This window comes from Priestia sp. FW507-14D1A, assembly GCF_058781295.1.
This window is the reverse complement of the sequence record NZ_JBYSWQ010000001.1, coordinates 1047450-1065196: the sequence shown is the minus strand read 5'-3', so window position 1 is coordinate 1065196 and position 17747 is coordinate 1047450. Positions and strand designations below refer to the sequence as shown.

Annotated in this window: 19 protein-coding genes and 1 riboswitch; of the genes, 15 read left to right on the top strand and 4 right to left on the bottom strand. The window is 38.1% G+C overall.

From position 1 onward, the window contains the following. Positions 1-164 precede the first annotated feature (164 nt). Positions 165-518: a GNAT family N-acetyltransferase gene (locus AC3WJG_RS05920; RefSeq protein WP_013059063.1), complete on the top strand. Its 354-nt coding sequence runs from the start codon at positions 165-167 to the stop codon at positions 516-518. 74 nt (positions 519-592) lie between these two features. On the opposite strand, the gene AC3WJG_RS05915 is transcribed toward AC3WJG_RS05920, so the two are convergent. Together AC3WJG_RS05915 and AC3WJG_RS05910 are read right to left on the bottom strand one after the other, a co-directional pair. After that, positions 593-1114, bottom strand: coding sequence for a DUF309 domain-containing protein (locus AC3WJG_RS05915; RefSeq protein WP_028410710.1), 522 nt, complete (start codon positions 1112-1114; stop codon positions 593-595). Positions 1115-1246: 132 nt separating this feature from the next. Continuing rightward, positions 1247-1345, bottom strand: coding sequence for a YjcZ family sporulation protein (locus tag AC3WJG_RS05910; RefSeq protein ID WP_170836726.1), 99 nt, complete (start codon positions 1343-1345; stop codon positions 1247-1249). Between the two features lie 198 nt (positions 1346-1543). On the opposite strand from AC3WJG_RS05910, the gene AC3WJG_RS05905 reads away from it, so the two are divergent. From AC3WJG_RS05905 to AC3WJG_RS05850, 12 genes are all read left to right on the top strand, one after another. Further along, positions 1544-2299, top strand: coding sequence for a segregation/condensation protein A (locus AC3WJG_RS05905; RefSeq protein WP_013059060.1), 756 nt, complete (start codon positions 1544-1546; stop codon positions 2297-2299). Next, positions 2296-2868, top strand: coding sequence for an SMC-Scp complex subunit ScpB (gene scpB, locus AC3WJG_RS05900; RefSeq protein WP_013059059.1), 573 nt, complete (start codon positions 2296-2298; stop codon positions 2866-2868). The genes AC3WJG_RS05905 and scpB overlap by 4 nt, the downstream gene beginning before the upstream one ends. Before the next feature lie 118 nt (positions 2869-2986). Next, complete coding sequence (locus AC3WJG_RS05895; RefSeq protein ID WP_028410711.1) at positions 2987-4135, top strand: D-alanyl-D-alanine carboxypeptidase family protein; 1149 nt, start codon at positions 2987-2989, stop codon at positions 4133-4135. Beyond that, a complete protein-coding gene (locus AC3WJG_RS05890; protein ID WP_013059057.1) occupies positions 4128-4727 on the top strand; it encodes a nucleoside recognition domain-containing protein in 600 nt (199 codons plus the stop codon). The genes AC3WJG_RS05895 and AC3WJG_RS05890 overlap by 8 nt, the downstream gene beginning before the upstream one ends. Continuing rightward, positions 4724-5257: a spore maturation protein gene (locus AC3WJG_RS05885; RefSeq protein WP_013084923.1), complete on the top strand. Its 534-nt coding sequence runs from the start codon at positions 4724-4726 to the stop codon at positions 5255-5257. The genes AC3WJG_RS05890 and AC3WJG_RS05885 overlap by 4 nt, the downstream gene beginning before the upstream one ends. 86 nt (positions 5258-5343) lie before the next feature. Continuing rightward, complete coding sequence (locus tag AC3WJG_RS05880; RefSeq protein ID WP_013059055.1) at positions 5344-6069, top strand: pseudouridine synthase; 726 nt, start codon at positions 5344-5346, stop codon at positions 6067-6069. Between the two features lie 199 nt (positions 6070-6268). Continuing rightward, positions 6269-6790: a thiol-disulfide oxidoreductase ResA gene (gene resA / locus AC3WJG_RS05875; protein ID WP_028410712.1), complete on the top strand. Its 522-nt coding sequence runs from the start codon at positions 6269-6271 to the stop codon at positions 6788-6790. A gap of 12 nt (positions 6791-6802) precedes the next feature. After that, on the top strand, positions 6803-8425 hold the full coding sequence (resB, locus tag AC3WJG_RS05870) for a cytochrome c biogenesis protein ResB (protein ID WP_028410713.1): 1623 nt from the start codon (positions 6803-6805) through the stop codon (positions 8423-8425). Between the two features lie 11 nt (positions 8426-8436). After that, positions 8437-9615, top strand: a complete 1179-nt coding sequence (ccsB, locus tag AC3WJG_RS05865; protein WP_028410714.1) for a c-type cytochrome biogenesis protein CcsB — start codon at positions 8437-8439, stop codon at positions 9613-9615. Positions 9616-9964: 349 nt separating this feature from the next. Next, positions 9965-10681: a response regulator transcription factor gene (locus AC3WJG_RS05860; protein WP_013059051.1), complete on the top strand. Its 717-nt coding sequence runs from the start codon at positions 9965-9967 to the stop codon at positions 10679-10681. Continuing rightward, a complete protein-coding gene (locus AC3WJG_RS05855; protein ID WP_337133925.1) occupies positions 10681-12453 on the top strand; it encodes an ATP-binding protein in 1773 nt (590 codons plus the stop codon). The genes AC3WJG_RS05860 and AC3WJG_RS05855 overlap by 1 nt, the downstream gene beginning before the upstream one ends. A 169-nt stretch (positions 12454-12622) precedes the next feature. Continuing rightward, positions 12623-13312: a peptidoglycan DD-metalloendopeptidase family protein gene (locus AC3WJG_RS05850; protein WP_060747009.1), complete on the top strand. Its 690-nt coding sequence runs from the start codon at positions 12623-12625 to the stop codon at positions 13310-13312. Positions 13313-13345: 33 nt separating this feature from the next. Here the strand turns inward: AC3WJG_RS05850 and serA are convergent, their stop codons facing one another. Next, the gene (serA, locus tag AC3WJG_RS05845) at positions 13346-14920 is read right to left on the bottom strand and encodes a phosphoglycerate dehydrogenase (protein ID WP_337133926.1); all 1575 of its coding nucleotides are present in this window, start codon (positions 14918-14920) and stop codon (positions 13346-13348) included. Positions 14921-15219: 299 nt separating this feature from the next. Beyond that, positions 15220-15362: riboswitch (FMN riboswitch) on the top strand. 154 nt (positions 15363-15516) lie between these two features. On the opposite strand from serA, the gene AC3WJG_RS05840 reads away from it, so the two are divergent. Further along, on the top strand, positions 15517-16092 hold the full coding sequence (locus AC3WJG_RS05840; RefSeq protein WP_098331879.1) for an ECF transporter S component: 576 nt from the start codon (positions 15517-15519) through the stop codon (positions 16090-16092). Between the two features lie 78 nt (positions 16093-16170). Here the strand turns inward: AC3WJG_RS05840 and AC3WJG_RS05835 are convergent, their stop codons facing one another. Beyond that, entirely contained in the window at positions 16171-16419 is a 249-nt protein-coding gene (locus AC3WJG_RS05835) for a ferredoxin (protein WP_013059046.1), read from the bottom strand. A 257-nt stretch (positions 16420-16676) separates the two neighbouring features. Between AC3WJG_RS05835 and AC3WJG_RS05830 the strand changes: the two genes are divergently transcribed. Continuing rightward, entirely contained in the window at positions 16677-17726 is a 1050-nt protein-coding gene (locus AC3WJG_RS05830; RefSeq protein WP_098249266.1) for a YpbB family protein, read from the top strand. The last annotated feature ends 21 nt before the right edge of the window (positions 17727-17747 follow it).

Sequence of the window (17747 nt, the reverse complement as noted above, 5' to 3'; positions counted from 1 at the left end):
CGCAACAGCTCAAAAAGCGTAATAGATTAGGTTTCTCATACACGCATGACATAGGACAAGCTTTTGTGTAATATTGCTATTTACTTATAAATTTTGTATGATAAAAGCAGTAAAAAACGCAGCACATTAATTTGTAGGAAAGTTTGAGGACGAGGGAGAATCGTATGCTTATTCGCTATAAACGAAACTATGAAAAAATTGCCATGGGTCTTCTATCGTTTGTACCTACGGAAAAAGATTTAAAAAAACTTCAACAAACGATGAAAGAATATGAGCAAAACGAACATTGGCAGCTGTATCTTTGGAAGCAAGAAGAAGATATTATTGGGATTGTTGGCATTTCCATGCTCGATAAAAGTTTGATTGAGGTTCAACACGTCAGTGTAAACCCTTCACACCGCCAACAGGGTATTGGCAAAAAAATGATTAAAGCTCTTAAAGAAATGTATACGACTGCACAAATTAAGCCGAGTGAAATCATCGCTCCGTTTTATGAAAAGTGTCAGGCGGATGAATAAAAAAAGCATGATTAGGTGAGGTGTGAAAGCTTCTTTCACATCTTAGTCATCATAAAACAACAGGTAGCTTCTAGCTACCTGTTGTTTTGTTTTGCCAATAAGTTCGCTTGTCTTTCCGCAATCACATCTGACCGATCTCGCGTGCTGTGACGATGAACAATCGCATCATTTTGCAGATTAGAAGCTGATAACCAGACAAGCTGTTTATCAGTGCTTCTTTGTTTGCAAGCCCGTAATAATGCTGGATCTTCAATGGGCAAGTTAATACTTTTATATGGCTGATAGGTATCGGTTAAAGCTAATTGTTTGCGAAGAAGTTTAAGCAGTGAAGGATAATTAAGTCCAAGCTGTGCAATATTTTCTTCTTCCTTCGTTAAAATTGCCAGCGCCTTTTGCATCGTTCTTTTGGCTCCAGCGAAATTTTGGCGTCGATGATGATAGAGTGAAACAGCAATTTGAATAAGGCCAACCCAAATAATATTGCGGCGTCCTCTTTCGTCTTTTTTCCAGTGTTCTTCTAGCAGTTCATGACATTCAAAGTAATCCCGGTCGCCATGAAAATGAACTAAATAATCAATATAGGCTTGTGAATACAATCTTGTTCCCTCCTGGTAAGACTCTATATGTAGTGTATCACAAAAATTAGCTATTCATCAGCGCGGTGCCTTTAAAGAGACAAACGTGCTCAAGGTATGGCGAACACGTTTGTTTTTATTCAATATGTGTGGTTAGAAGCGTAAGCAAGAACAACCAACAATAATTAATAAAATAAACAGTACAACAATTAAAGCGAAACCGCTACCGTATCCACAAGATTTTTCACCCATGCGAGTTCCTCCTTCAGCCATTTCAAAATCTTATTACCTTGACATCATATGTATGTTTAAACTTTTTGTATGGGCAAATGACCTATTTTTACGTTAATTTGTATTGGACATGTGTCTATAATCCTCTATACTAATGATAGTAACGTTATATAAAGCAGCAGAAATGATAAGCAATTGAAAAGTGTTGGTGAGGTAAAAGTGGAGTATAGTGTAAAAGTAGATGCGTTTGAAGGACCTTTAGATCTTCTTCTGCATTTGATTAACCGATTTGAAATTGATATTTACGATATCCCAGTAGCGACAATTACTGAGCAATATATGATGTTTATACATACAATGAATGAGCTTCAGCTAGACGTTGCCAGTGAATATCTAGTCATGGCAGCAACTTTGCTTCAAATTAAAAGTAAAATGCTTCTGCCTACGTATGAAGAAGATATGGATGAAATTGAAATGGTCGATGAAGAAGATCCGCGTGAAGAATTGATGCAGCGCTTAATTGAATATCGAAAGTTTAAAGAAGCGGCTGTAGAGCTTCAAAAGCTGGAAGAAGACCAAAGTCATGTGTATACAAAACCTCCAAGTAATGTGCAAATAAATGCAGAAGAACGTACGCAGCCTCAGGATGAAGGATTGGATATATCACTGTATGATATGCTAAGTGCTTTTCAAAAGTTGATGAAACGAAAGCAAAATAAAAAGCCTATGCAGACAAAAATAGCAAGGCAAGACATTCCAATTGATAAGCGCATGAGTGAAATTGTGAATGAATTAAAAGCCTTTAAAGGGAAAAAAAGTTTTTATCAGCTGTTTCCTTATCAAGAGCGTGATCATATTGTTGTAACGTTTTTAGCTGTGCTGGAATTAATGAAAGAAAATGAAATCGTTGTGGAACAGCAGCACAATCTAGACGAGCTTTATGTATCGTATCGAGAAAGGAATGAAGAGGAATGACAACGAATAATCTACAGGCTATTATTGAGAGCTTACTTTTTGTTTCTGGTGATGAAGGTCTATCCATTAGCCGGTTAGCTGAGATTATAGAAAAGCCTCATGAAGACATTCAAGGTGCTCTGGAGAGCTTAGAGCAAGAGTGTAAGTTCAGAGGAGTTACACTTGTTGAAATAGGAGGGGCCTATCAGCTTGTTACAAAAAAAGAGTATGCACCATATATTGAGAAGCTCGTAGAAGCTCCTGCTAATCAATCGTTATCACAAGCAGCGCTTGAAACGTTAGCAATTGTAGCGTATAAGCAGCCAATTACAAGAGCTGAAATCGAAGAGATTCGCGGAGTGAAAACGGAAAGACCTCTTCAAACTTTAATTGGAAAGGTTTTATTAAAAGAAGTGGGACGAGCGGAAGGCGCAGGTCGGGCCATCTTATACGGAACGACAAAAGAATTTTTAGGCTATTTTGGTCTTAAAAGTATCGAAGAGCTGCCGCCGCTTCCAGAAGATTTATTACAAGAAGGAACCGATCAAGAAGCAGATTTGTTTTTTCAATCGTTTCAAGAAATGAAGTGAAAATGTAAAAGAACATAGAGTTTTTTCTATGTTCTTTTTTGTATGGACAAATCTTTTCATTCATAACCAAAAAAGACGAGCATAAACTTGTACAAACAGGTAGAGGGACGGGGATGACATGAAAAGAAGCAAAAAAAGTATCATCTATCTATTTATTGTATTGCTATGTCTCAGCGGTTGGCCTTCCACATCATCTGCAGCGGGGAGCGTAAGTGCTCATAGTGCTATTTTGATGGAACAGAAATCAGGGAGAGTATTATATGCTAAAAATGCAGATCAAGTTAGCCGAATTGCTAGCATTACAAAAATTATGACAGCAATACTGGCGATTGAATCTGGCAAAATAAATAAAACAGTTACCGTTAGCCACAGCGCAGTTGGTGTTGAAGGTTCTTCTGTGTATTTAGTTGAAGGTGAAAAAATAAAATTAAAAGATTTAGTATATGGCCTGATGCTTCGTTCAGGTAATGATGCTGCTGTAGCTATCGCAGAAGCCGTTGGAGGAAGCGAAGATGGATTTGTTTATTTGATGAATAAAAAAGCAGAAGAAATTGGCATGACAAATACAACATTTAAAAATCCGCATGGATTAGACGATCATGAAAATCATCGCTCAACAGCGCACGATATGGCTCTGCTCATGCGCTATGCAATGAATAATAAAATTTTCAAAGAGATTTCAGGAACAAAAGTCTATCGAATGAAGCATCCTGAAGAGAAATGGGATCGAGTGTGGAAAAACAAAAATAAACTGCTGACAACACTGTATGCATACTGTACTGGCGGAAAAACAGGGTATACAAAATTAGCAAAACGAACGCTTGTAACAACTGCTACAAAAGATGGAATGGATTTAATCGCCGTAACGATTAATGCCCCAGATGATTGGAACGATCACATTTCCATGTATGAAAATGCATTTGATAAATATGATATGACCAGTTTAGCTGCAAAAGGCGAGTTGGCAGATATAAAGGATTCTTTTTATAAAGATCAGCTGTATATTAAACGAAATGTTGTCTATCCGCTCACCAAGAAAGAACAAAGCTCTGTAGAAGTGAAAACAACGTTGATTCAGCCTAAAAAGCAGTGGAAAGAAACAGGAGAAGTTCCAAATGTGGTAGGAAAGCTCGATATTTATAGAAGTGGAGAGACGATTGACAGTGTTCCAATTTATTTCGAAAAGCAGTCCGAGCAGCAAAAAGGTTTCTTTGATAAAGTGAAGCGATTAATGTTTATTCAGTCTGGAGCCAAAACAGATGGTTAATATTATTTGGATGCTGCTGACCATTATCGGAATTGTTTTTGCGATTATAAATGGAAAAATTGGTGATGTAAACAAAGCAATTTTTCAAGGAGCAGGCGAAGCAGTGACCATCAGCATTGGGTTAATCAGCGTGCTGGTCTTTTGGTTAGGGATGATGAATATTGCTCAAAGTGCAGGGCTTCTCGACAAGTTAGCGAAACTGTTTCGACCCATCATTACAAGACTTTTTCCTGATGTTCCAAAAGATCATCCGGCCCTAGGGTACATATTGTCCAATATGATGGCGAATATGTTTGGACTCGGGAATGCGGCAACTCCTCTTGGCATTAAAGCGATGGAGCAGCTTAAAAAGCTAAACGGCGATAGAGACGAAGCAAGCCGTTCTATGATCACACTTTTAGCACTTAACACCACCAGTTTAACACTTATACCAACCACAGTTATTGCCATTCGGATTACGTATAACTCGGCTAATCCTACTGAAATTGTCGGTACCACGCTTTTAGCAACTGTTGTAGCTACGATAGGAGCTATCATCATTGATCGCTTCTTTTATTATCGACGTACACGAAAAGGAGGAAAACGAAAATGACTATGCTTAATCAAGTATCATTGATGTTTATTCCTCTTATTGTAGGATGCATTTTACTTTATGGGACCTATAAAAAAATTCCTACGTATGAAAAGTTTGTAGAGGGAGGGAAAGACGGATTACAAATTGCTTTTTCCATCATTCCTTACTTAGTCGGCATGTTAGTGAGCATCTCTATTTTTCGAGCTTCAGGAGCGCTTGATTTTTTCTTATCTGTTTTAAAACCTATGCTGCAAGCAGTCGGCGTTCCGGCTGAAATTGTACCTTTAGCTCTTATCAAACCGATATCTGGAACGGCTGCTCTTGGTATCACGACGGATTTAATTTCTACATACGGACCTGATTCTTTTATCGGTCGTTTGGCATCGACCATGCAGGGAAGTACAGATACCACATTTTATATTTTAACGGTTTATTTCGGAGCGGTTGGCATTAAAAAAATGGGAGATGCGCTGAAGGTTGGTTTACTGGCAGATTTGGTAGGAATTATTGCCTCAGTTGTCATTGTAATCCTTGTGTTTGGCCGGTAAGAAATCGAAAATTCTACCTCTGAGTGGCAAATAGACTTGTGTATTACTTCGTAAACAAGTAAGATGTTACAAGAGGTGAAGTGTTAATGGAACGATTACAAAAAGTGATTGCTCACGCAGGTGTAGCATCAAGACGTAAAGCTGAAGAATTAATCGGCCAAGGCCGAGTGAAAGTAAATGGAAAAGTTGTAAGAGAATTGGGCACGAAAGTAGGTCCTAACGATAAAATTGAAGTAGACGAAGTGCCGGTAGAAAGCGAAGCGCCCGTTTATTTTATGTTATACAAACCAAGAGGCGTCATTTCAGCTGCTAACGACGACAAGGGAAGAAAAACAGTCGTTGACTTCTTTCCACATGTAGAAGAAAGAATTTATCCGATTGGACGTCTGGACTATGATACGTCGGGTTTACTTCTTTTAACAAACGACGGTGAATTTGCCAATCAGCTAATGCACCCTAAATTTGAAGTGGACAAAGTGTATGTGGCTAAAATTAAAGGAATTCCAAGTCGTGAAAAAATCAGACAGCTGCAGCGCGGTGTGATGCTTGAGGACGGAAAAACAGCACCAGCTCGTGCGAAAGTTCTTTCTATTGATAAAAGCAAGCAGACGGCAATTGTGGAATTGACGATTCACGAAGGGAAAAATCGTCAAGTACGTCGTATGTTCGATGCAATCGGACATTCTGTCTTAAAATTAAAACGTGAGCGCTACGGACCTTTAGATTTACGCGGATTAAATGCAGGAGAAGCTCGTGAGCTTACAGCGCATGAAGTCAAACAATTATATTCAATGTCTCAAACAGGTAAGTAATTTTCACTTACCTGTTTTTTTTTATGAAAAATGTCGTGAATTAGAAAAACAAGCAAGGTTTTTTGAAAAAATGTCGAACTTGTAGAATGAGAGGAAGACTTCACAGAAACGTCGAAATATTATCGGAAAGCCACTACCAAAAAAATGATATAATGGTAGAAAAAAAGCGTATTGAAAGCGGTTAAAAGGAGTTCGTGCCATGAAAAAAAAGCGCTTGATTATTCGAACAGTGATATTAGCAGTTTTGCTGTGCGCGGTTGGATATACCCTTTATGCTCAATTTTTTGCTGATAAACAAAAGGTATCAGTAGGAGATAAGGCACCTGACTTTATATTAAGAGATGTTAATGGAGAAACTCATCAGCTATCAGATTACAAAGGTAAAGGAGTTTTTTTGAATTTTTGGGGAACGTGGTGCAAGCCCTGTAAACAAGAGATGCCGGCTATGGAAAAGCAGTATGCAGCATATAAAAAGCAAGGCGTTGAAATTTTAGCTGTTAACGTTGCAGAAACGAATATAGCGGTAGAGCAGTTTGCTAAACAATACGGGCTATCGTTTCCAATTTTGATGGATAAAGATTCACAAGTTTTGGGTGCGTACGGAATAGATCCTCTTCCGACTACATTTTTAATTGATAAAAACGGAAAGATTGTAGACAGCTTTATTGGCGGGTTGGAAGAATCTAAAATAAAAGAATATATGGAAGAAATTAAACCATAGGGAGTGTTGACAATGAAACACGTGAAATGTGAGTGTGGACACGTTAACCCGCATGGTACGATTTTGTGTGAAGCCTGTGGTAAACCAATTGCAGAAGAAACAACTGAAAAATTAGTAGATATGCGTTATGAAGGAAGCGCAAGGCGATCGCAAACGTACAATAAAACAGTTATCGATAAAGTATGGAATTTTTTCTCTTCTGTAAAGGTAGGCATTTGGATCATTATTGTGACGCTTGTTGCGTCTGCAGTCGGAACCATTTATCCTCAAGAAGCTTACATACCACCTAATGTGACAGCCGACGAGTATTATCAAAAGGAATATGGATGGACAGGAGAGCTTTATTATAAGTTAGGTTTTCATCATTTATATGAATCATGGTGGTACTTGCTTTTAATTGCTGCTTTAGGAATGTCGTTAGTCATTTGCAGTTTAGATCGAGTAGTGCCTTTGTACCGAGCTCTAAAAAAGCAGAGTGTAACAAAACATCCAAACTTCTTAAAAAGACAGCGTTTATATAGCATTTCATCATCGTGGACGGATCAAGATTATGAACATGTAAAAAGCATGCTCAAAAAAAGAAGATACTCTATTCGTGAAGAAAACGGCAATCTGCTGGCTGAAAAAGGACGCTTCTCAAGATGGGGTCCATACGTTAATCATATCGGTCTCATTATCTTTTTACTAGGTGCTATGCTTAGATTTGTACCAGGCATGTATATAGATGAAGTTCTTTGGATCCGTGAAGGTGAAACAAAAGTTATTCCTGGGACGAACGGAGAGTATTTTTTGAAAAACCATCGTTTTACTGTTGAAACGTATGATAAAGATAGCGAAAGCGCCGTGTTTCAAGAAGCAATCGATCGTGCAGGGAATAATAAAGTAGCCAAAAAATATGAAGCGGATGTTAGTTTGTATAAGCGCGAAGGAAAGCTTATACCGGGAGCAGATCCAAAGTTAAAGAAAATAAAAGATTCAGAGATTCGTGTGAATCAGCCGCTTAAGTTTGAAGGATATGCCATGTACCAAGTGGATTTTAAGTTAAATGAATTTAGCTCTATGTCTTTCCATTTAACAGATAAAAATGCAAATAGAAACGTTGGTTCACTTACAGTAGATTTACATAATCCAAAAGAAACATATGATTTAAAAAACGGATATAAAGTCAAGCTCATGAGCTACTTTCCAGACTTTTTCTTTGATGATGAAGGAAATCCAAATACAAAGACCAGAGTGCCTAACAATCCTGCTTTTGTATTTAAAATGATTACGCCTCAGCATAAAAAAGGGGAAGTTGCTTTTGTTGGAATTAGAGAGAACTTGGAGCCGCTAGGAAATAACGATTATAAAATGACCTTTGCTGGTGTGGAAACGAAAAATGTAACAGGGTTAACCGTTCGCAGAGACTATACGCTTTGGTTTTTAGGAATTGGCGGAGCCATCTTTATGATTGGTGTAATTCAAGGGATGTATTGGAATCATCGCCGCATGTGGATTCAAAAAGTCAATAATGAGATATGGTTGGCCGCACATACAAATAAAAACTGGTATGGGCTTAAAAAAGAACTAAATGGTTTATTAGAATCAACATCTCTTACACAGCTGAAGGACCAAAATGATAAAGAAACAAAATAGGAGGAAAAAGCATGGATTACGCGAGTATAAGTAGTAATTTACTGTATGTGGCGTTTATTGCTTATTTAGTTGCAACCTTTTTTTTCGGAGGAGCTATTCGAGATAAGCGAGCAGCTCAAAAGAAAACAAAGTGGGCAACGTTTGGAATTGCGGTTACCATCATCGGCTTTATTGCACAGATTGGCTACTTTATTACAAGGTGGATTGCATCAGGCCACGCTCCTGTTAGTAATTTATTTGAATTTACGACGTTTTTTGGCATGATGCTTGTTGGCGCATTTATTGTTATTTACTTTATTTATCGTCTTAGCATGCTTGGACTTTTTGCATTGCCGGTGGCTCTTTTAATCATTGCCTATGCAAGCATGTTTCCAACTGAAATTACGCCGCTGATACCGGCTCTCCAAACGAATTGGCTGCATATCCACGTTACAACCGCAGCTACGGGTGAAGCCGTGCTTTCCATTAGCTTTGTTGCAGGATTGATTTATTTAATCAAAACGATTGACCAATCCAAGCGAAATAAAAAAGCATTTTGGCTGGAATTCATCCTGTATACGCTTATTAGTACGCTTGGGTTTGTAGCGGTGACGCTGGCTTTTAATGCGGCTCACTACGAGTCATCATTTAATTGGGTTAATAAAAGTGGAGAACAAGAGCAAGTCGTATATCATATGGTTCCGCTAGTGGGGCCGCATCAAAGTGAGTGGACAGATGGGAACGATATACAGCCACTTATTGATATGCCCGCTATTATCAATGCTAAGAAATTAAATACGGTTATTTGGTCGTTAGGCGGTGGCTTTGTATTATATTGGCTGATTCGTCTTATTTTACGGAAGCGAATTGGAGCCGCGCTGCAGCCGCTTGTGAAGCAGGTAAACAGCGACTTGCTTGATGAAGTAAGCTACAGAGCAGTGGCGATTGGATTTCCTATTTTTACACTAGGAGCACTTATTTTTGCTATGATTTGGGCTCAGATGGCCTGGACGCGCTTTTGGGGGTGGGACCCTAAAGAGGTGTGGGCGCTGATCACCTTTTTATTTTACGCTGCTTTTCTTCATCTTCGGCTATCGAAAGGGTGGCACGGTGAAAAATCAGCTTGGCTGGCAGTTGGCGGGTTTGCCATCATTATGTTCAACTTAGTGGCTGTGAACCTAATTATTGCAGGTTTACATTCATATGCGTAACCTTTAATAATAGAATAGAGGCTGAAACGAAGATATTTTAGTTGAAGGAAGATCCGAACGAATGAGATTCTTGATGGAGAATCTCATTCGTTCGGATTTTTTCATTGAGATGGTGAACGCAAGGTTCGTGTATGTAGGTGCTTATAGCCTTGAAACAAGCGATCCCTACTAGCTTCTTTATTTTATTTATTCAGCTGTAGATTGCATGGATTTCGTTGCGTCTCAGCCTCTTTTTGGTAAAAAAAGCTGTTTTTCGTAAAGGTGTTCACGAATTGTCACATTGTTTGGGTATCATAAGTAGAACTCGCCGGTTTTTTTTTGTACACTAAGACTAGGAGGTTGAAAAGACATGCAAAACGAACAAAGATTACTGCTAGTAGACGATGAAGATCGCATTAGACGATTGTTAAAAATGTACTTAGAAAAAGAAGGATACATCATTGAAGAAGCAGCCGATGGGCATGAAGCAATCGAAAAAGCGTTACACATAGATTATGATTTGATTGTATTAGATTTAATGATGCCCGGCATAGATGGTATTGAGGTTTGTAAACAAATTCGGGAGAAAAAAGCAACTCCTATTATCATGCTTACAGCTAAAGGGGAAGAAGTAAACAGAGTCCAAGGATTTGAAGTAGGTACAGATGATTATATCGTTAAGCCATTTAGCCCAAGAGAAGTGGTTCTTCGCGTAAAAGCACTGCTTCGACGTTCTTCTCAAGCAACGTTTATTCAACCAGAAACGAGCGTAAAAAATCTTATTGTCTTTGATCACTTAACGATTGATAATGATGCACATCGCGTTACAGCAGACGGAAAAGAAGTTAACTTAACTCCAAAAGAATATGAATTATTATGCTACCTTGCAAAAACGCCAGATAAAGTATATGACAGAGAGCAGCTGCTGCGTGAAGTATGGCATTATGATTTCTTTGGAGATCTTCGTACGGTAGATACGCACGTCAAGCGTTTGCGTGAAAAGTTAAATCGTGTATCGTCACAAGCGGCGAAAATGATTGTAACCGTATGGGGAGTAGGGTATAAATTTGAGGTTGAAAATAACTGATGTTTTGGAGAAGTGTAGTTGGTAAACTATGGTTTACTATCCTATTGCTCGTCACGCTTGTTTTATTTATTTTGACTATTTTATTGCTTCAGTTTTTTGAAAATTATCATGTTGTAGATGCAGAAAACCGTTTAACTAAAACGGCTGCTAAAATCTCTACCATTGTGCAGGAAACGGACGATGAAAAACTAGGACTATCCATTGCTCGTGAACTTGCAGACCAAGCAAGTGTAGTTATTGTTCAAGACAAAGATTTTTATTGGCATTCCACACATCCTGATAAAGAAAATAAGAAAGCTATTTCGGCCATTGTTAAACAAAACGATCAGCTAAATCAAGTGGTTGAAAAAGGTAAAGTAATACGGGAAAAAATGTACATGACCACAAAGAAAGACACGAGTGATGAACCTTTAATGTTTGTTGTCGGTGTACCTTTAATGAAAGATAACAAACCGACAGGCGGCGTTTATTTGTATCAATCTCTTTCTGAAATTGAAGAACCCGCTCAATATACGACTAAGTTCATTTTATTGGCTGCAGGTATTGCTATTATTTTAACTACTATCTTTGCTTTTTTCTTATCCACTCGAATTACAGCGCCTCTTAGAAAAATGAGGCAGGCGGCATTTGAAGTAACAAAAGGCAACTTTGATACAAAAGTACCTATTTTAACTCACGATGAAATTGGAGAGTTAGCGATTGCTTTTAATCAAATGGGCAGGCAGTTAAAGTTTAACCTCAATGCGCTTAATCAGGAAAAAGAGCAGCTTTCAAGTATTTTAAGCAGTATGGCAGACGGTGTTATTACGTTTAGTAGAGACGGATCGATTTTAATTACCAATCCCCCAGCGGAGCATTTTCTTCAGACTTGGTATTACGAGCAGGATGTCAACAATCAGCAGGTGCCTGAGCTTCCAGCAAACGTTGTCCATTTGTTTCAAACGGTAGTAGAGACTGAAACGGAGCGAAGTGCAGAATTGAAAATTCAAGGGAAAACGTGGGTCATTTTAATGTCACCGCTCTATAATCAAACGAAAATTCGCGGTGCTGTAGCCGTACTACGGGATATGTCTGAAGAGCGTAAACTTGATAAATCGAGAAAAGATTTTATTGCAAACGTGTCTCATGAATTGCGTACACCTATTTCTATGCTTCAAGGTTATAGTGAAGCTATTATTGACGACATTGCAAGTACGGATGAAGAAAAGAAAGAAATTGCACAGGTGATTTATGATGAATCACTCCGTATGGGCCGGCTTGTAAATGAACTTTTAGATTTGGCGCGAATGGAAGCGGGACATGTGCAGCTTCACTTAGAATCTGTAGCAATGGTTGAATTTACAGAACGTGTTTTGCGTAAGTTTCAAGGGTTAGCTAAGGAAAAATATATTAAACTGTCTCTTAATGGAAAAATAGAAGATGAATTTGAAGCGATGATTGATTCAGACCGTATGGAACAAGTGCTGACAAACTTAATTGATAATGCTATTCGTCATACGGATGACTACGGAGAAGTAAAGCTGCATCTTGATAAAAGTCAATCCGAAATCCATCTTTCTGTTCAAGATACAGGAGCAGGCATTCCGAAAGAAGATCTTCCATTTGTATTTGAACGATTTTATAAAGCGGATAAAGCCAGAACGAGAGGGAAGTCAGGAACTGGTCTTGGGCTTGCAATCGCCAAAAATATCGTGGAGGCACATCAAGGGATCATTGCGGTTGAAAGTGAATTAAATGAAGGAACAACTTTCTTTATCAAATTGCCAAAGTAAAAACATGCTAAATAACAGTTTGTTCGGCTGAAATAATAAGAATAATAAAGAGATGTGATTCTCCACTGAATCACATCTCTTTATTTTTTCTATAAACAAGTCTAAAAGAGAAGGAATTGGCATATAGTATGTTTTGTGTGCAATGATCTACATAGGAGGTTCTTTCTTCATGATTGACGTGTTAAGAAGAATATTGGTTGTATTAGTAATGGGATTGTGTATAGGTCTTTTATTTTTGGGCGGGCAAATGGTAAAAGCAGAAGAGAAGCAGTGGGAGTGGCCGGTTGAAGGAGTCTTAACTGATATATTTGGTTCACGTCACGCCAAACACTTTGGAATTGATATAGCAGCACCTGTTGGTACACAGGTGTATGCTGTTGCAAAAGGAGTGGTGAGCCGCTCTTATTATTCAAATACATACGGACAGGTTGTTTTTATCAAACAAACAAATGGATACGAAACGGTCTATGCTCATCTAGAGGAACGTTTTGTTACAGAAGGAAATCGTGTAGCCGCAGGTCAAAACATTGGACGAGTTGGCAATACAGGGCGATCTTCAGGTGCACATTTGCATTTTGAAGTTCATCAAGGAAGTTGGAATCCGGATAAAACCAATGCAGTAAACCCACTTGCCAAATTGGACAATCAAAAACTATTGGCATACGTAAAAAGCGATTTAGCTGCCACGGTTTTTCAGCAGTTACATCAGACTTCTGATAACTGTATTCTTATCCATCAAGGAGATACATTATCTGAGCTCGCAGTCAAATATGAAGTAGATATGGATCAGCTAAAAAAGTGGAATCATTTAGAAAATACGATGTTAAATGCAGGACAAGTATTAAAAATAAGTCCATAAAAAAAGAGCCGCTCAGGCTCTTTTTTCTCAATGTCACAATTCAATACGCTGTATGGTCACAATTTCGCTTGTTTGTTTTAACGAAGCAATGACAGAATCATCTAAAAGTTTATCAAACGTAAGCATCATAATGGCTTCTCCGCCTTTTTGCTTACGGCCCACTTGCATGGTAGCAATGTTAATACGTAAATCTCCAAGTACTTTCCCTACATTTCCAATAACTCCGGGCTGATCACTGTGACGGATATAAAGAAGATGTCCTTCCGGATAAAAATCAATATCAAACGAATCAATATTAACAATTCGAGGTCCATAGCCGGCTATATAGGTACCCGTAATGGTAAATGTAAGCTGTTCGCCTGTTACAGTAACGTCAATCATATTGGAATATCCTTGCGTATCTTCCGATGTTTTTTCACCAAATGTAATTCCTCGTTCTTTGGCAATCATAGAAGCATTGACTTCGTTAACAGGTGAGTCGATACGATGAGTTAAAAAGCCTGATAATAAGCTCCGTGTAATATAAGTGGTTTCCAAATCCGTCACTGTACCTCCGTAGGAGATAGAGATATGCTGAACAGGTTCTCGCATGCATTGAGATAAAATAGCTCCCATTTGTTTAGTAAGGCTCGTAAACGGCTGAATTTTTTCAAAAACTTCTTTAGAAAGCGTCGGTAAATTAATGGATGAGCTTACAGGATTACCTTCTAGAAAACGCAAAACGTCATGTGCCACGTCTTCAGCAACGTTAAGCTGGGCTTCTTTTGTAGAAGCTCCTAAATGGGGAGTTGTAATAACTTGATCAAAATGTAACAAAGGGTTATCAATCGGCGGCTCAACTTCAAATACGTCAATAGCTGCACCTTGAACATGGCCAATTTCTAAATAATGAACTAAGGCTTTTTCATCAATGATCCCGCCGCGTGCGCAGTTTAATAAAAACACGCCCTTCTTTGTTTTGGCTAACGTGTCATGATTGAGCAATCCCTTTGTTTCTCTCGTAAGCGGAGTGTGCACGGTAATAACATCCGCTGCTGCTAGTAATTCATCCAGGGATAATAGTTCTACGCCTAGCTTTTCAGCTCGGGAAGATGTTAAAAAAGGATCGTAAACGTGAACGCTCATATTGAAGGCTTTTGCGCGTTTGGCAAGCTCTGAGCCAATTCGTCCAAATCCGATAATGCCCAGGTGTTTGCGATTAAGCTCTGTTCCAACAAATGCTGAGCGGTTCCATTCGCGCGCTTTAACTGAAGCATTACCTTGGGGAATATGCCGAAACAAGCTAGCCATCATAGCAAATGTATGTTCCGCCGTTGAAATGGTATTTCCGTTCGGCGCATTAATAACGACAACCCCTCGTTTGGTTGAGGCTTCAATATCAATATTATCGACACCTACTCCAGCCCGAGCAACAATTTTTAAATTCGGCATTTTTGCCAGCAAATCCTCTGTAACCGTCGTAGCACTCCGTACTAAAAGCGCATCGTACGTATGCAAATCATTCTCAACTTCTTCAACTTTTTTTCGCGTAAGATTCACATGAGGAGCTTCAAGTAGTGGAGCAAGACCTTCATTGCTAATTGAATCAGCTACTAATACATTATACATGACGTGAACATCTCCCTTGGATTTTACTATCATCAAATATTTGATAATTTACCATGTTAAAAAAATTCTGTCAATTATATTTTTCAAACTTTACGATTAGTTATCAAATACACTATTATAAACGTAAAATTGAAACTATAAATATGTCATAATGCTGTTGGTTATGCACTTATTTCCTTATTTTTCATATAAAAACAGTAATGAAGTTTATAAAATACATCAATTTAATAGGAATTAAAGAACTTCTTTATTTACTTTTAATTCGAGATAACATATAATAAATTCATAATTAAATATTGGTCTATCTTCGGGGCAGGGTGAAATTCCCGACCGGCGGTAAAAAACAAATTGTTTTGAGCCCGCGAGCTTATATGTAATACATACGAGCAGATTTGGTGAAATTCCAAAGCCGACAGTACAGTCTGGATGGGAGAAGGTGGAGGTTCAGCGTTCAAAACCTAATGTGATGAACGTTTATTAAATATGCCTGCCATGTCTCCTCTCAACGAATCATTTGTTGGGAGGTTTTTGCGTGGGGATATAAAGTTGAACCTTTCTTCTTTGAAGAGTGGATCACAAAGAAGGAGAGAGGCAAGATGCAACAAAGTAAGAAAACTCAAAAGCTGGTTGTGCTAGGAATGTTAAGTAGTATTGCTTATATTTTAATGATGATTAATTTTCCAATTCCTGGATTACCTCCGTTTTTAACAATTGATTTTAGCGAAATTCCTGCACTCGTAGCAGCACTTGTATTTGGACCGATGGCTGCTGTTATAGTAGAAGGAATAAAAAATTTATTGAATTATTTAATTCAAGGAAGTGCTACAGGGGTTCCAGTTGGTCAAGCGGCGAACTTTGTGGCTGGTTTACTGTTCGTTCTTCCTGTATCATACATGTTCAACCGATTTAAAACGGCTAAAGGCGTAACGATAGGTTTGGTTACGGGTACGGTGGTAATGACGGTACTCATGGCTGTCTTAAATTATTATGTCTTCTTACCAGCGTATACAATCTTCTTACAATCGCCAGAAATGTCTAGTGAACAAGCACGTCAATATATCGTTGCAGGTATTTTGCCGTTTAACTTAATAAAAGGAGCAGCAACAGGGGTTATCTTTGTCTTATTGTTTTCAAAAATGAAGCAATGGATCACGCGTCGCATTGCTGTTTAATTCAATCGCTCTCCCGGGGAGAGCGATTTTTATATATAAAAAAACCTGCAGCATGTACACTACAGGTTTGCTCCACACTTATTCGAATTTATTAGCATCGCCTTCGAATTTTTCATCCGCTACGCGAATTGAATCCGTAGGGCAGCCTTCCATTGCATCCATCATATCATCTTCTAGATCTTCTGGAATTTCTACTACACCTTGGTTATCATCTAATGTTACGAATGCAATACCTTCATCATCATAATCATAAATGTCTGGTGCTGCTGCTCCGCAAGCGCCGCATGCGATGCAAGTATCTTTATCAACAATTGTATATTTTGGCATAACAAGACCTCCTGTAAAGTGTTCGAAAATTTCTCATTATATAATCTCTTCGCGAATCAAGAGTGAAATTTCTCCTTATTCATTGTAAAATGATTTATAAAACTTTTCAATAGAAAAGTCACTGAGAATGCTTATCAAATCAAGGTTTCTTCACTTACCCAAACGTTTTGATACATAAAGGAAAGAGCTGAAAAGCCTTTATCTCACATGCTATTGGTCACTTTTGGTACAATGAATGAGAAAGGAAGTTGACACCTTTGAATTATATTCAAGTTAGCATTTTATTTTGTATAAAACAGTTAAAAGGTGAGCGAACCGCCTATGGTATTTATCATTTATTAACAGGTAAAAAGTCAGCTCAAACGATTCAAGACGGAAAAATTTTTGGAATTTCGTTTCTTTTTCAGTCATTTGTTTACTTAGATAAACGGTCTTTTGAAACCTGCGTTGCATATTTAAAAGAACAGCAGTATATTGAAGAAACTGAAAATCAAAAATATGTGATGACAGATAAGGGACAAGCACGCCTTGAAGATGAACTGACGGCTCGGCCCTTTCATCCAGCTTTAGACGGATGGAAATTCGCAAGCAGTACTCAATTATTTTTAGCAAGAATCACTTTGTTCATTCAGACCTTATCAAACCTACAGTATTTTCAAAAAGGGTTTTTACCCATTTCCAAAAATCCTGAGGTCATTCAATGGGTCAAAACGTATATTATGTCTCAAAAGCAAACGCGTCAAGAGTTAGCCGCCGAGCTATTCGAAGAGCTCCGAACGTGCTTGAAAGGTTGTACGGAACGGGACGCGTCTCTTTTTGTTTTGCAGCTGACTGGATACCAAAGAGTAGGCTTTACAAAAAATCAGTTAGCATATCAATATGAACTCGATGAGCATTATGTTCATATTCAACTGTTAGGGGTTATTCACCATATCATTGAAAAAGTGAGTAAAAATAATGAACGCTTTCATGTACTTTCTTCTTTTTTACGTGATCTATATTTAGAATTGCCTTTGACAAGCTCGACGTTAAAAACGTATAGCTGGCTTCAAAAAGGCAAGACGCTTGAAGAAATTGCTTATATAAGGCGTTTAAAAGAAAGTACCATTGAAGATCATATTGCAGAATTAGCTCTATTTGTTCCATCTTTTTCAATCGATGCATACGTATCGCCTAAGCAGCAGGAAAAAATTATCGCAGCCTTTGAAGGTTTGCGGACAAATAAATTAAAGGTGATAAAAGAAGAAGTAAAAGACGACGTTACCTATTTTCAGATTCGTCTCGTATTAGCAAAACATTTTACCTGATACTAAAAAAAGTGGTGTTTG

What these genes read in the sequence shown, in the direction of transcription:
- resA (WP_028410712.1), top strand. Translation starts at nt 6,269, where the DNA reads ATGAAAAAAAAGCGCTTGATTATTCGAACAGTGATATTAGCAGTTTTG.
- AC3WJG_RS05880 (WP_013059055.1), top strand. Translation starts at nt 5,344, where the DNA reads ATGGAACGATTACAAAAAGTGATTGCTCACGCAGGTGTAGCATCAAGA.
- ccsB (WP_028410714.1), top strand. Translation starts at nt 8,437, where the DNA reads ATGGATTACGCGAGTATAAGTAGTAATTTACTGTATGTGGCGTTTATT.
- AC3WJG_RS05895 (WP_028410711.1), top strand. Translation starts at nt 2,987, where the DNA reads ATGAAAAGAAGCAAAAAAAGTATCATCTATCTATTTATTGTATTGCTA.
- serA (WP_337133926.1), bottom strand. Translation starts at nt 14,920, where the DNA reads ATGTATAATGTATTAGTAGCTGATTCAATTAGCAATGAAGGTCTTGCT.
- AC3WJG_RS05920 (WP_013059063.1), top strand. Translation starts at nt 165, where the DNA reads ATGCTTATTCGCTATAAACGAAACTATGAAAAAATTGCCATGGGTCTT.
- AC3WJG_RS05855 (WP_337133925.1), top strand. Translation starts at nt 10,681, where the DNA reads ATGTTTTGGAGAAGTGTAGTTGGTAAACTATGGTTTACTATCCTATTG.
- AC3WJG_RS05910 (WP_170836726.1), bottom strand. Translation starts at nt 1,345, where the DNA reads ATGGGTGAAAAATCTTGTGGATACGGTAGCGGTTTCGCTTTAATTGTT.
- AC3WJG_RS05890 (WP_013059057.1), top strand. Translation starts at nt 4,128, where the DNA reads ATGGTTAATATTATTTGGATGCTGCTGACCATTATCGGAATTGTTTTT.
- AC3WJG_RS05850 (WP_060747009.1), top strand. Translation starts at nt 12,623, where the DNA reads ATGATTGACGTGTTAAGAAGAATATTGGTTGTATTAGTAATGGGATTG.
- resB (WP_028410713.1), top strand. Translation starts at nt 6,803, where the DNA reads ATGAAACACGTGAAATGTGAGTGTGGACACGTTAACCCGCATGGTACG.
- AC3WJG_RS05840 (WP_098331879.1), top strand. Translation starts at nt 15,517, where the DNA reads ATGCAACAAAGTAAGAAAACTCAAAAGCTGGTTGTGCTAGGAATGTTA.
- AC3WJG_RS05885 (WP_013084923.1), top strand. Translation starts at nt 4,724, where the DNA reads ATGACTATGCTTAATCAAGTATCATTGATGTTTATTCCTCTTATTGTA.
- AC3WJG_RS05835 (WP_013059046.1), bottom strand. Translation starts at nt 16,419, where the DNA reads ATGCCAAAATATACAATTGTTGATAAAGATACTTGCATCGCATGCGGC.
- AC3WJG_RS05860 (WP_013059051.1), top strand. Translation starts at nt 9,965, where the DNA reads ATGCAAAACGAACAAAGATTACTGCTAGTAGACGATGAAGATCGCATT.
- scpB (WP_013059059.1), top strand. Translation starts at nt 2,296, where the DNA reads ATGACAACGAATAATCTACAGGCTATTATTGAGAGCTTACTTTTTGTT.